Annotated in this window: 12 protein-coding genes; 6 read left to right on the top strand and 6 right to left on the bottom strand. The window is 35.0% G+C overall.

Features of this window, described 5'->3' with window-relative positions:
* Window positions 1-54 precede the first annotated feature (54 nt).
* From P2086_RS03380 to P2086_RS03370, 3 genes are read left to right on the top strand one after another with little or no spacing between them, the layout of a single operon-like run.
* On the top strand, window positions 55-900 hold the full coding sequence (locus tag P2086_RS03380) for a UDP-2,3-diacylglucosamine diphosphatase (protein WP_317899026.1): 846 nt from the start codon (window positions 55-57) through the stop codon (window positions 898-900).
* 1 nt (window position 901) lies between these two features.
* On the top strand, window positions 902-1,990 hold the full coding sequence (locus P2086_RS03375; protein WP_317899025.1) for a glycosyltransferase family protein: 1,089 nt from the start codon (window positions 902-904) through the stop codon (window positions 1,988-1,990).
* The gene (locus P2086_RS03370) at window positions 1,950-2,888 is read left to right on the top strand and encodes a diacylglycerol/lipid kinase family protein (protein ID WP_317899024.1); all 939 of its coding nucleotides are present in this window, start codon (window positions 1,950-1,952) and stop codon (window positions 2,886-2,888) included. Before P2086_RS03375 ends, P2086_RS03370 begins: the two co-directional genes overlap by 41 nt.
* A gap of 38 nt (window positions 2,889-2,926) precedes the next feature.
* Here P2086_RS03370 and P2086_RS03365 read toward each other — a convergent pair whose 3' ends face one another.
* From P2086_RS03365 to P2086_RS03355, 3 genes are all read right to left on the bottom strand, one after another.
* Complete coding sequence (locus tag P2086_RS03365; protein WP_317899023.1) at window positions 2,927-3,832, bottom strand: toxin-antitoxin system YwqK family antitoxin; 906 nt, start codon at window positions 3,830-3,832, stop codon at window positions 2,927-2,929.
* A gap of 120 nt (window positions 3,833-3,952) precedes the next feature.
* Window positions 3,953-5,035 (bottom strand): glycine cleavage system aminomethyltransferase GcvT, encoded by a 1,083-nt coding sequence (gene gcvT, locus P2086_RS03360; protein ID WP_317899022.1) that lies wholly within the window; start codon window positions 5,033-5,035, stop codon window positions 3,953-3,955.
* Window positions 5,036-5,127: 92 nt separating this feature from the next.
* Window positions 5,128-6,306, bottom strand: coding sequence for an acetyl-CoA C-acyltransferase (locus tag P2086_RS03355; RefSeq protein WP_317899021.1), 1,179 nt, complete (start codon window positions 6,304-6,306; stop codon window positions 5,128-5,130).
* Between the two features lie 182 nt (window positions 6,307-6,488).
* Between P2086_RS03355 and rsgA the strand changes: the two genes are divergently transcribed.
* Entirely contained in the window at window positions 6,489-7,418 is a 930-nt protein-coding gene (gene rsgA / locus P2086_RS03350; RefSeq protein WP_317899020.1) for a ribosome small subunit-dependent GTPase A, read from the top strand.
* Window positions 7,419-7,543: 125 nt separating this feature from the next.
* Here rsgA and rdgB read toward each other — a convergent pair whose 3' ends face one another.
* Genes rdgB through P2086_RS03335 form a run of 3 tightly spaced genes read right to left on the bottom strand, consistent with a single transcriptional unit; the run spans window position 7,544 to window position 11,341 of the window.
* The gene (gene rdgB / locus P2086_RS03345) at window positions 7,544-8,143 is read right to left on the bottom strand and encodes an RdgB/HAM1 family non-canonical purine NTP pyrophosphatase (protein ID WP_317899019.1); all 600 of its coding nucleotides are present in this window, start codon (window positions 8,141-8,143) and stop codon (window positions 7,544-7,546) included.
* A gap of 4 nt (window positions 8,144-8,147) precedes the next feature.
* Window positions 8,148-8,873, bottom strand: coding sequence for an LPS export ABC transporter ATP-binding protein (gene lptB, locus P2086_RS03340; RefSeq protein ID WP_317899018.1), 726 nt, complete (start codon window positions 8,871-8,873; stop codon window positions 8,148-8,150).
* Between the two features lie 2 nt (window positions 8,874-8,875).
* The gene (locus P2086_RS03335; protein ID WP_317899017.1) at window positions 8,876-11,341 is read right to left on the bottom strand and encodes a DUF5686 and carboxypeptidase-like regulatory domain-containing protein; all 2,466 of its coding nucleotides are present in this window, start codon (window positions 11,339-11,341) and stop codon (window positions 8,876-8,878) included.
* Window positions 11,342-11,696: 355 nt separating this feature from the next.
* On the opposite strand from P2086_RS03335, the gene P2086_RS03330 reads away from it, so the two are divergent.
* Together P2086_RS03330 and P2086_RS03325 are read left to right on the top strand one after the other, a co-directional pair.
* Window positions 11,697-12,512 (top strand): T9SS type A sorting domain-containing protein, encoded by an 816-nt coding sequence (locus tag P2086_RS03330; protein ID WP_317899016.1) that lies wholly within the window; start codon window positions 11,697-11,699, stop codon window positions 12,510-12,512.
* Window positions 12,513-12,594: 82 nt separating this feature from the next.
* On the top strand, window positions 12,595-13,104 hold the full coding sequence (locus tag P2086_RS03325; protein WP_317899015.1) for an acyl-CoA carboxylase biotin carboxyl carrier protein subunit: 510 nt from the start codon (window positions 12,595-12,597) through the stop codon (window positions 13,102-13,104).

The raw sequence follows: 13,104 nt of genomic DNA, 5'->3' as shown, positions 1-13,104 counted from the left end.
ATCTCTCTTCATGTTGTGGTGATGTAGTATCACCAAATTTGTAAAACTCTTTTAATGAAGACCTTTTACAAAACTATTGTTCTTTCTGACATTCACCTTGGAATTAAAGCCAGTAAAGCTAAAGAAGTTGTAAACTTCTTAAAACACCATAAGTGTGAAACCCTTATTCTTAACGGAGATATCATAGATGGCTGGCAATTAAGAAAAAGCGGCAAGTGGACAAAACAACACAGCAATTTTTTTAAACACATCATTAGTTTAACTTCTAAAAACAAGTGTAAGATTATTTACATACGTGGAAACCATGATGATTTTCTTGAAGAAATAATGCCGTTGCGTATAGGTAATTTTTCCATTAGAAAATACTATGTGCATTATGGCGTTCAGAAAAAATATTTTGTTACGCACGGTGATTTATTCGATAGCATTACCTCCAAACTTAAATGGATTGCAAAACTCGGTGATGTGGGATACACTTTTTTATTGTGGCTAAACCGTCATTATAACTCTTACCGAGAAAAACGTGGAATGCCTTATTATTCATTATCTCAGATAGTAAAGGCAAAAGTGAAGTCAGCCGTTTCATTTATTTCAGATTATGAAAACGAATTAGTAAAGGTTGCTAAATCGCGTAGATGCCATGGAATAATTTGCGGTCATATTCATCAACCTGCCATAAAGGAAATTAATGGAATTGAATACCTCAACTCAGGCGATTGGGTGGAAAGTCTCACCGCACTTGTGGAAGACGTTGAAGGAAATTGGAAAATAATAAATTATCAAGAATGGCTCGATATGCTTCCGCAAAAAACGGCTAAAGAGGAAAATAAAGAATCCAAAAACGAATCAACCTTCATCAATGAAATTTTGCCAAAAGGCGTAACAATTAATAATCCATAATATGTCGAGAAAGTATATTTTAAGTATTCAAGGCGAAGGCCGCGGACACATGACTCAGGCACTAAGCATGTACGATATGTTAGTGGAGGCTGGTCATACAGTTTGTGCTGTTATTCTCGGATCCTCTGGCACAAGAGATGTTCCAAGGTTTTTCTTTGATAAAATTAAATGCCCCATCATTCAATTGCAAAGTCCAAATTTTGTTTGTGATAAAGACAATAAAAGCATAAATATTACAAGGTCTGTAACGCATAATTTTAAAAAGATAAGAACGTTTAGAGATAGTCTGAAACAGATTGACTTCCTTATGAAAGAACACCAACCGGATGTGGTGATAAATTTTTTCGATTTGTTAATTGGACTGTATTATCGGTTTTATAAACCAAAAGCGAAACTTATTTGTGTAGCACACCAATATATTTATTTTCATCAGGATTTTGAATTCCCAGCCGGACATTGGCTCGACAAGGCGGCAATAAAATTCTTTACGCGATTAACTTCTACAGGTTCTTCGAAAAATCTAGGGCTTTCATTTTATAAAATACACACAAACAACGAGGAAGTTGTTATTGTGCCACCACTTTTGAGAAAAGAAATTTTTGAATTACAGACCGGAAAAGACGATTTTTATCTGATATACCTTGTAAACAGTGGTTATTTTGAGGAAGTATTAAGTTGGCACAAAAACAATCCAGAGATTGTTCTACACTGTTTTACGGATCGACCCGATAAAATTAATTCTAGTTATGAATTTGACAAAACAAAACTTTTTGTCCACGCCATTAACGACACCTTGTTTTTAGAGATGATGAGTAAGTCTAAAGGACTAGCTAGTAGCGCGGGATTTGAGAGTGTGTGCGAAGCAATGTATTTGGGAAAACCGGTCATGATGGTTCCAATTCAAGGGCACTACGAACAGTTTTGTAACTCACGCGATGCGTATAAGGCAGGCGCTGGAATTTTTTCAGATAGCTTTGATTTAAGCAAATTAACCAATTTTTCTAGTACTTTTGACGCTTCAAATCCTTGGTTTAAAAATTGGGTAGCAAATGCAAAACACAGAATCTATAACGAAATCATCAGCGTTTAAAATGCCACGTAAAATATTGTTTATTGTTAATCCTAATGCAGGAAAACGGATTTCAGAAAAAATTATTGACGCCATTAAAAAAAATGTGCCGAAGGAAATAAATTATGTAGTGGTTATTTGGAAAGATAAAGATCACTTTGAAGAAATAACGGAGCTTCTAAAAACGCAGGGGTTCACAGATGCAATAGCTGTAGGCGGAGATGGTACTGTGAATCACGTTGCAAAAACAATTTTAAATACAGGCATAACATTGGGAATAGTTCCAATAGGTTCTGGAAATGGTTTGGCCAGATCTCTTGGCTTATCAATGAAAATCGATGAAGTGGTACGACAAATAGCACAAGGCAAAACTACAACCATTGATAGCGGCTCTGTGAATGGTATTCCGTTTTTTTGCACGAGCGGAATAGGTTTCGATGCACATATTGGCAATCTGTTCGCATCACTTGAAAAAAGAGGCTTGCAAGGCTATGTCAAAATCACCTTCAGAGAACTATTTAAATACAGGGCAAAAAATTATACAATTGAATTTAACGGACAAACAATTCAACGTAAAGCATTTTTAATCACCGTTGCCAATGCAGGACAGTATGGGAATGATTTTTATATCGCTCCACAGGCAAACATTGAAGACGGATTGTTTCACATAGCAATTTTGAAACCGTTTAATTTTTTCCAGGTTTTTGGATTGATGATAAAAATACTTTCTAATAAAGCCCACTTAAGTAAACATGTTGAAACTTATTCTACAAACACTGTAAAAATTACTAGAGATCAAAAAGACACGATACATTTTGATGGTGATCCTGAATTCACCGATAAAGAAGTGTTTTTTGAAAATAAACACCAGTCACTAAAAGTAATTGTAGGAGAGCATTATAAAAGTTCTAAAGTTTAGAGCTTTTCAATTTTTATAATAAAACAATAAAAGGGATTTTAATTTTCTACTTGGGTATCACCAACGTAAATACCATTTTTATAAACGGCCACGCGAGTTAAGATACCATTGTCGTTATAGAAGTAGGCTTTTCCATCCATAAAACGATTGTCTTTAAAAACACCATCTTTTGTAATTTGTTTGTCTCTATTGTACAAAGTATACTGGCCGTTTAACATCATAGGCCCTTTAGCTGGAATACCTTTTTTTGCAGCTTCATTTGGACGTTCATCATCTTTTACTTTTACCGCAGGAGCATTTTCGGCAGGATTTTCAGATTTAGGAGCGATAGGTTTTTTTGGTTGAAACTCCTTGATAGAAGCTACATCTACATTCCCGTCTGCAAAATTTTTCTCTGCTTTTTGATCGCCATTTTCGTAATATTCTTTAATAATACCACTTTCCTTACCGTTAGAAAAATTTCCTTCGATTGCTAGTTGACCATTATCGTAAAAGTATTTCTGAGGACCTTCCCGTTTACCAGTTTGACTAAAAACAAATTCATGTTGAACCTGCCCGTTATCATAATAAAGCTTGTAGTTGCCTACCCAGCGGTTATTTTTCCAATTTCCTTCTTCACTTATTTTTCCATTTTCATGAAACATTTGCGCATAACCATCAGGACGACCATTTACGAAGGTTAATTTGTTTTTCATATTACTATTACAATAATATTCATACCAAATTTCAGCTTTACGATTATCGAGATATTTACCTTCTTCTGCTTTTTGATCGGGTTTGTAACAAGATCCGGGCTTGTGTTTGCCCATTACGATCCATCGAGATTGCTTTTTACCGTTCGCGTCAATTTTATTAATAGTATCATTGCCAAAGAGCTCCCAAGTTTGGGATTGCATGAGTTCTACATAACAGAACAGAATTAAAACAGGTATAAATTTCTTCATGATCAACTATCAAATATAATTGTTTTAATCTTACTCGTTTGGTTTTTTTAGATTAAAATCTAAATAATATCGATAAATTTTAATTTTCTTGAGCAATAATGACTCAAAAAACCACAGGACTTACTTTTTTAAGAAAGGAATTTTACAAACTTTCGCTTTTATAGCTTTATCGCGAATCAGAATATAAATTTCAGTATCCGCTTTTGAAAACGCAGTATTTACATAACCTAAGCCTAAAGCTTTATTTAAAGTTGGAGATTGAGTTCCAGAGGTAACTTTTCCAATTACATTTCCATTTGCATCTGCTATTTGATAGTCGTGACGAGGAATTCCGCGATCAATCATTTCAAAACCAACTAATTTTTTGCTTACACCCTTTTGTTTTTGTTCTTCAATTTTTGCGCGATTTGTAAAGTCTTTAGTAAACTTGGTAATCCAGCCTAATCCTGCTTCAATGGGAGAAGTTGTATCATCAATATCGTTACCATACAAACAAAATCCCATTTCTAAACGCAGAGTATCACGTGCACCTAGACCAATAGGACGAATATCAAATTCTTTTCCAGCCTCAAAAATAGCATCCCACATCTTTTCAGCGTATTTGTTATCGAAATACAACTCAAAACCGCCTGCTCCCGTGTATCCAGTGTTACTGATAACTATATTATCAGTGTCATTAAACTTTCCTTTTACAAAACTATAATAAGGAATGTCAGAAAGTTGAACATCAGTTAGTTTTTGCAAGGCTTTAAGAGCATTCGGACCTTGAACAGCTAATAAAGAGGTGTCATCTGAAATGTTTTTCAGATCTACGTTCCAACTATCGTTTTGTTTTATCCAATTCCAGTCTTTTTCAATGTTACTTGCGTTTACAACCAACATATACGTTTCAGCGTCAATTTTGTAAACAAGAAGATCATCAACTATGCCGCCATCATTATTTGGCAAACAAGAATATTGAGCTTTACCGTCAGTTAATACAGAGGCATCGTTACTGGTTACTTTTTGAATTAGATTTAATGCATTTGGCCCCTTTAAAATAAACTCTCCCATGTGACTTACATCAAACACACCTACACTATTACGCACAGCAGCATGTTCTTCGTTTAAACCTTTGTAAGAAACAGGCATGTTGTAACCTGCAAAAGGAACCATTTTAGCTCCTAATGAAATGTGTTTATTGGTTAAAGCAGTTGATTTCATATGATGATATTATTGTTTTTACTGAGGCATAAAAGTAAACAAAAAAAGCTTCCACTTTTTTGAGTAGAAGCTTTTAATTAACGTGATTTTTATTAGTTCATGTTTTCGATAACAATAGCGGTAGCACCACCACCACCGTTGCAAATTCCGGCAGCGCCGTATTTTGCTTTATTTTGTTTTAAAACATTGATTAAAGTAACTATTATACGTGCGCCACTTGCTCCTAAAGGATGCCCTATAGAAACAGCACCGCCATTCACATTTACTTTTGCAGGATCTAAATTCATTAGCTTGATGTTTGCAAGACCAACAACACTAAAGGCTTCGTTTAATTCAAAATATTCAATATCACTCATTTTTAAACCTGCTTTTTCAACTGCTTTAGGCACGGCCAGACTTGGCGATGTTGTAAACCATTCCGGAGCAGTTTCAGCATCGGCATAAGCAATAATTTTAGCTAAAGGTTTTAATCCTAAAGAATCTGCTTTTTCCTTACTCATTAAAACTAAAGCTGCCGCTCCATCGTTCATGGTACTTGCGTTAGCCGCAGTTACACTTCCGTCTTTTTGAAACACGGGCTTTAAAGTTGGAATTTTTTCAAAGTTTACGGTTTTATATTCTTCGTCTTCTGAAAACACAACATCACCTTTTCTTGTTTTTACTGTAACGGGAATTACTTCTTCTTTATATTTACCCGCACTCCACGCCGCTGCTGAACGCTTGTATGATTCAATTGCGAATGCATCTTGTTCTTCACGGGTAAATTTCATGTCCTTAGCACAAAGCTCAGCACAATTTCCCATAGGCACATTACCGTAAACGTCCGTTAAACCATCTTTTGCAAGACCATCAATTAACTTAGCGTCACCGTATTTATTCCCCCAACGTGTGCTGTCAGAATAAAAGGGTACTGAGCTCATGTTTTCCATTCCACCTGCAACAACAATATCATTGTCGCCCAATAAAATACTTTGCGCGCCAAGTGAAATAGATTTCATGCCACTGGCACATACTTTATTTACGGTTGTACAATTTACACTATCCGGTAGCCCAGCAAATTTTGCTGCTTGACGGGCAGGAGCCTGACCTAAGTTGGCCTGCATTACCGATCCCATAAACACCTCGTTTACTAATTTGCCATCTAATTTAATCTTTTCAATGGCTGCTTTTATGGCTTCAGCACCTAATTTTGTTGCCGGCGTTCCCGCTAGCGTTCCACCAAAAGAACCAATTGCGGTTCTTACTGCCGATACTACATATACTTCTTTCATTATTCTGTGTTTAGTTCTTATTGATTTAAAAAGTGGCCTAAATTAAGTATAATTTTATTCCTTTTTCTAAAGGAAATCCCCTATATTTTTTTAATTTAAACTTTCTTGTCATTTGTTTGGTTTGGAAATGAGTTTAGATCAAAAATGGTTATTTTTATAAACCTCAAAAGAGGGTATTGAATATGGAGGGAGTTGTTATAAAATCTACTGGTAGCAGGTATCTGGTAAAAACAAAGGAAAGAGTTTATGAATGCGTATTAAAGGGCAAAATTCGTCTCGAAGGGCGAAAGACGACTAATCCTATTGCTGTTGGAGATATTGTGGATTTTGACATTGAGGAAAATGATGAAGCTTCTATCAAAAAAATTCATCCGCGAAAAAATTATATTATTCGTAAATCGATTAACCTTAGCAAGCAGTCACAAATACTGGCAAGTAACCTCGATCAAACTGTTTTAATTGTTACACTTGTTTCTCCAAGAACAAGCTTAGGGTTTATCGACCGTTTTTTAATTACGTCAGAAGCTTACAGAATACCTGCAAAACTCATTTTTAATAAATGCGATTTATTAAACGAGGAATCGTTAACTGCTCAAAAAGAAATAATTCAACTTTATACTGATATTGGATATGAATGTTTTGAAGTGAGCAGTTATGATTTAAAACAAATTGAAGCACTGAAACAAGTTTTTGAGAATAAAACAACGCTAATAGCGGGCCATTCGGGGGTTGGAAAGTCCACATTTATAAACGCCTTACAACCAGGATTGAATTTAAAAACGGGCGAAATATCTTCTGCTCATGCAAAAGGTATGCATACAACTACCTTTGCTGAATTACATTCACTAGATTTTGGAGGCAGTATTATTGATAGTCCGGGCATAAAAGAACTTGGGCTTGTAGAAATGAAAAAAGAGGAGATCGGACATTATTTTCCTGAAATTCGTGAGCGAATGAATGACTGTAAGTTTAATAATTGTATTCATGTGAACGAGCCTAAATGCGCTATTATTGCAGCTGTAGAGAAAGGAGAAATAAGTGAAGAAAGATACTCTAGTTATCTGGGCATTTTAAGTGGAGAAGAAATGGATTGGAAAGCTTGGGAGATCTAATGTTTCTTGTTTCGGGTTTTATATTTCTTGCTCTGCGTTTTCTGTTGTTTCTTTAAGCAGTTTGGAACCATTTAAACCAATTGAACAACCTTAAGCTTTTAAAATGATAAGGGTTAAGGAATAGTCTAACGTTGCGCTTGTTGTTCCAAAAAACGAATTAATTTTTTTACTGCAATTGAACGATGGCTTATGCTGTTTTTTATTTCTGGACTTAAATCAGCAAAAGTATTCGAGTAACCTTCAGGAATAAATAAAGGATCATAGCCAAAACCGTTATATCCAGAAGGTTTTGGGCCGATAGCGCCTTTTACTTCTCCTTCAAAGTAGTGAATCGTATCATTTAAAATTAATGTAATCACTGTTACAAATCGCGCATTTCTGTTTGAAACACCTTTTAATTCTGTAAGTAATTTTTTGTTATTTGATTCATCGCTTTTTGGAACCCCAGCGTAACGCGCACTATATACTCCAGGAGCATTATTAAGTGCTTCTACCTCTAAACCACTGTCATCAGCAAATACAGCCATTGCTGTATTTTTATTTTTCAAAAAACTTACAACGTACTGTGCTTTTAATAAAGAATTATCTTTAATGGTTTGTCCGGTTTCTGGAATTTCTTCAAAAACACCAACGTCTTGCAAGCCACTTAAAACATAATCTTTCGGTAATAAGGCCGCTATTTCTTTAATTTTATTTTTGTTAGAGGAAGCAAAGAGAAGTTCCATAAAACTATTTTCTTAATTCAAAATTTTCTCCCAAATAAACTTTGCGCACCTGTTCGTCATTGGCGAGGTCTTCGGCCGTACCACTTTTTATAACACTTCCCGAATACAATAAATACGCCCTATCGGTGATACTTAATGTTTCATGCACATTATGATCGGTAATAAGAATACCAATATTTTTTTCTTTCAGTTTTCTTACAACTTCTTGAATGTCCTCTACGGCAATAGGATCAACTCCTGCAAAAGGCTCATCCAATAAAATAAATTTTGGATCAGTAGCTAGAGCCCTTGCTATTTCTGTTCTCCGGCGTTCGCCACCGCTTAACTGATCACCAAGATTTTTTCTAACATGATGTAATGCAAACTCATCTAACAAACTTTCTGCTTTCATCATTTGCTCTTTTTTCGTGAGCTTAGTCATTTCCAAAATAGCGTATAAATTATCTTCTATGCTGAGTTTTCTAAATACAGAGGCTTCTTGTGGTAAATATCCTATGCCCAATTGCGCTCTCCGGTACATGGGTTCTTTGGTTATATCTAAATCATCTAAAAATATTTTACCACTATTCGGTTTTACCATTCCAACGATCATGTAAAACGAAGTCGTTTTTCCAGCACCATTTGGCCCAAGAAGCCCAACAATTTCACCCTGTGCCACCTGAACAGAAACCATATTGGCAACGGTTCGACTCTTGTATTTTTTCACCAGATTTTCGCTTCTTAAAATCATTTTTATAAAGTTAACTGAAATCCAAATTTAATTCCAAAATTTTCAATTGCGCGTGGTGATTGATAACTCAAACGCCAAAAGGCATCTATTCTAAAAATTTTAAAAATATTTTCTATACCTGCACTAGCTTCTACATAAGGTCCTTTATCTAGAGCAGACAAAGTGTTTGGAAATAGTAGTGTTCTTCGGTTTTTATTGTTTACTGTTCCCCATACAGCTTTTGCCGTAATAACTTCCCGCCATTTTAATTTTCTCAACAAAGGTACTTTATTTAGAAATATTCCTTCAAAATGATGATAAACTGCTAGAGAAAAAAATTGATCACTGGCAAATTCGTAATACCTCATCATGTTAAATGCCATGTAATCATAAATGTAGGTTTGATTGCCGCTATGCAATTCCATCAACGGATAGGGTACTGGACCCCAAATTTTTCCTGCGCCAATTACATAGTCTGTGTATCCTAAGATGGGAGTAATTCTTATTCTATCGCTTACGTTTACTACAAGTCTGTGATAATCATACTCCCCCCTAAATGCATTTTGAAGCGATTTGGAATAATATAATTGAAGTATTGGGAACCTTGTTCCAATAGATAACCGTCTAAAGCCTTCACCGACATATTTTTCCTTCCAGGCAAAACGCAAATTTATTCGGGCTTCTGTATTGTTAATGCTTTCGCGTTCTCCAATGCCCCCGTCTCTTTTCTGAAACAAATATTGATTGGATCCAAGTGTAGTAAACCGCCTGCCAATTAAGCTGAAACGACTTATTAGGCCCGGAAACCACTCCCTTTCATAATAAGCTTGAACACTATTTACACGCGTTAAATTATTAAGTGGGCTTGATCTGAAAAAAGATGCTAAGACGTTATCTTGTGAAAAACCATTCGTGCTCTGGCCAAGAATTTCGTTGTCACTAATGTAATTCATTCCAATAATTTGCCTACTTGGTTTTTTGGAAACGAAACTTTTAAAACCAAGAGCGTATTTTAATTTCTCATCTTTTAGCCCATAAGCCACGTATCCACTCAGTTCATACCACTTACTAAAAAGATTGCTGGTTCTTCCTCCAAAGCGTAGACGTAAACCTTCAATAGCGTTATATGAAACTAAGTTAAAATAAGGACCGATTTCAAAATTGTTTATTTTTTTATGACCGGCAACCAAAATATAAAAAATGTCGACCCACGTTTTATAAATAGGTAAAGACTGAATGGTGTCTATCATTTTGAAAATCTTTTTTTCTCTCGCAGTGAGCGTGTCATGTCGGTTCTCAGTCCAGAACTCGTCCGATCTTGACGTTGCGCCTTCTTCCACAATTATTTTGTCGGCAAACTCATAGAACTTGTCATCTTTTGGTTGATTAAATATTACATTTTTATACGAAGCGGTTTTCCTTCCGTAAAAACCCATTGCTTTTTTGGTAGGCGCAAAATCAATGACCAAGCGGTCTTTAATCATTGTCCAAGCACTATCGCGATAATTAAATTCTTGAATAACATTTGCGGTATTTATGAAATTAATATTTGCGTCTTTTGGTATACTCATTTCCAAGCGCTTTACACCCCACGTGGTATCTGCAATCCAGATATTACCAGAAAAACTTAATTCTTGCACACGTTTGGGTTTAAAGCTTAAATGATAGATGTATTGGTTGTTTTCAAAAGCACTGTCTTGCAAATAAAATTTGTAATAGAACAGTGCGTTTTCGCTAAGCGGACTGGGAAACTGTTTATTAAACACCAAAATATTATTATCGTAAACGTTTATATTTTGATACATGTCACCCAAAACTTGCGATATGCTGGAGTTTTCAATACCGGTAATTTTGCTACCAATAACAATCTCTTTTTTTCTGCTTGGATTACTTTTGTGATAAAACTTTGAGAGATTCTCGACAATAAAAAACGGAAGTGAAGGCTTTTCACCACTGTTGGTGCTGTCTACATTATCAAATACAAAAGCAATGGGTTTTAAGATTTTTCTATCACGCATTTGTTTTGAAATGCGGGTAAGATCAAATTCAAGTTTGTTGTAGACTTCATACTCATATGACTCAAGTTGACTTCTATCGTTTCTATATTTATTTTTCACGCAGTTGCGAATAATTCTGTGGGCTGGGTTTTCGCCTGCGTTAATTACTACTTCATCTAAGGAGAACCCTGTGCTCTCCATCGGAAAATTAACTGTTTGCCTTTCGGTCTTTTTAAGAGGGCGCGATAAACGTTTGTAACCAACATAAATTGCCACCAACGAATCGCCCATTTTAGGGCTATTGATTGTAAAGTTACCATCAAAATCAGTTTGTGCACCAATAGTTGTCCCTTTAATTATAACTGAAACAAATGGCAAAGCTTCTTTATCACTAGTCGCAAAAACTTTTCCGCTAATGATATACTGAGCTCTTTGTACAAGAGGAAAAAGAACACACAAGGCTATGGTGTAAACAAGTTTTGTAACCTTCATGCGTGAGCTACAAGTTTTGTTTGGGTGCATGAGTGTGCAATCGCATTTTTCTTAAACAGATTCGGCATATTGATTCTAAAAATACTAAAAAAGATAACGTTGAAGAAGTAAAAAAAGACGCGTTTTTAATTCAACTCAAAACATTGCGTTATGTGCGTGATGTGAAGTGTTATAAAAAATCAAATTGGCATAGGAGCCAATAAATTCAGACTTCGTTATGAAGTAGTTTGGGTTGAAAAAATACCACTTTTTACTTTATAATATGGTAAAGAAATCGTATTTTTCGACCAAATATATTTTGTTATTCAGAAATTAGGTTATAATATTGCAGGTTAACAGTTGGTTTTTAAAATTAATGAAGGGATTCATACTATATACTTTTTGCTTTTTTGTTCTCTCCAATGCTATAAAATCTCAAAATGTAATAATTCTTGAAGGAACATATCAAGGAAAGGTATTGTATGTGCAAAATCCTTATGGCCCAGGTGGAGTAGGTTTTTGTGTAACTGAAGTAAAAGTAAACGATAATATTACCACAGACGAATTGACCTCGAGCGCCTTTGAAATTGACTTAAAACCTCACAAATTAAACATTGGCGATAAGGTTGAGGTTAAAATTTTTCACAAAGAAGGTTGTAAACCAAAAGTGTTGAATCCAGAAGTTCTTAAGCCTAAGAGTACATATGAGGTTATAGCCATGACTGCGGATAAAGACGGCACTTTCAAGTGGTCAACAAAATCTGAAACAGGCAAATTAACATTTATTATTGAGCAATTCCGTTGGAACAAGTGGGTAAAGGTTGGAGAGGTTGACGGAGTTGGAACGCCAACCAGTAATGATTATTCTTTTAAAATAGCACCTCACAGCGGTAAAAATCAATTACGTGTTCGTCAAACCGATTATAGCGGCTTACCTCGCACGAGTAAAGCAGTCGATTTTATGAGTGACGTTAAGGATATAGATTACGCCCCACTAAAAACCAGCAAAGACATCAATTTTTTTGCAAAAGGAAAAACAGACGTGAGCATGGAAACCATGTATGAGATTTATGATCAATACGGGAATATTGTAAAAAAAGGATTTGGATCTAAAATTGATGTAAGCAATCTTCCAAAAGGTGCTTATTTCTTGAATTTTGATAACAAAATGGGAGAATTCGTTAAAAAATAGTCCGTACTACGGATAAAAGTAGTTTAAACCCTCTTCTTTTTTGGAAGAGGGTTTTTTATGCTAATAACACTAAATTTGTACTATGTATTCAGTAACAGTTAATGGAAAGAAAGTGCTTAAAACAGACTTAAAGCACAATGATTCGCATTTTGATGGTAAGCTTGACGAAGCTCTGATAAATGGTGATATTCTAAAAATTAGTCCTTACCAATATCACATTTTATACAACAACAAATCTTATACAGTAGATGTTGTGAAAATCAATGCAGAAGAAAAAAGTCTTGTGCTTAAAGTAAATTCGGTTAAATATAATTTGCAGTTGAAAGATAAGTACGATGAGTTGCTTCATAGTCTTGGATTGGACAATCTTGCTACCAAAAAGGTAAATGATATAAAAGCACCAATGCCTGGAATGGTTTTAAAAATCTTAGTGAATGAAGGTGATGAAGTTAAAAAAGGCGATGCATTATTAGTATTAGAAGCCATGAAAATGGAAAACATACTTAAGTCGCCAACAGACGGAACGATTAAAAAAATTGCTGCTATTAAGGGCATTGCTGTTGAAAAAAACCAGTTACTGATACAATTTTAG

The organism is Aurantibacillus circumpalustris, from assembly GCF_029625215.1.
Lineage (GTDB): Bacteria > Bacteroidota > Bacteroidia > B-17B0 > Aurantibacillaceae > Aurantibacillus > Aurantibacillus circumpalustris.
Note: the sequence above shows the minus strand (reverse complement) of the source record. Positions and strands in the feature narration are given on the sequence as shown.

Excerpts from the sequence above, each read along its gene's own strand:
- P2086_RS03370 (WP_317899024.1), top strand. The coding sequence starts at position 1,950 with ATGCAAAACACAGAATCTATAACGAAATCATCAGCGTTTAAAATGCCA.
- P2086_RS03325 (WP_317899015.1), top strand. The coding sequence starts at position 12,595 with ATGTATTCAGTAACAGTTAATGGAAAGAAAGTGCTTAAAACAGACTTA.
- rdgB (WP_317899019.1), bottom strand. The coding sequence starts at position 8,143 with ATGGAACTTCTCTTTGCTTCCTCTAACAAAAATAAAATTAAAGAAATA.
- P2086_RS03335 (WP_317899017.1), bottom strand. The coding sequence starts at position 11,341 with ATGAAGGTTACAAAACTTGTTTACACCATAGCCTTGTGTGTTCTTTTT.
- lptB (WP_317899018.1), bottom strand. The coding sequence starts at position 8,873 with ATGATTTTAAGAAGCGAAAATCTGGTGAAAAAATACAAGAGTCGAACC.
- gcvT (WP_317899022.1), bottom strand. The coding sequence starts at position 5,035 with ATGAAATCAACTGCTTTAACCAATAAACACATTTCATTAGGAGCTAAA.
- P2086_RS03375 (WP_317899025.1), top strand. The coding sequence starts at position 902 with ATGTCGAGAAAGTATATTTTAAGTATTCAAGGCGAAGGCCGCGGACAC.
- P2086_RS03330 (WP_317899016.1), top strand. The coding sequence starts at position 11,697 with ATGAAGGGATTCATACTATATACTTTTTGCTTTTTTGTTCTCTCCAAT.
- P2086_RS03365 (WP_317899023.1), bottom strand. The coding sequence starts at position 3,832 with ATGAAGAAATTTATACCTGTTTTAATTCTGTTCTGTTATGTAGAACTC.
- P2086_RS03380 (WP_317899026.1), top strand. The coding sequence starts at position 55 with ATGAAGACCTTTTACAAAACTATTGTTCTTTCTGACATTCACCTTGGA.
- rsgA (WP_317899020.1), top strand. The coding sequence starts at position 6,489 with ATGGAGGGAGTTGTTATAAAATCTACTGGTAGCAGGTATCTGGTAAAA.
- P2086_RS03355 (WP_317899021.1), bottom strand. The coding sequence starts at position 6,306 with ATGAAAGAAGTATATGTAGTATCGGCAGTAAGAACCGCAATTGGTTCT.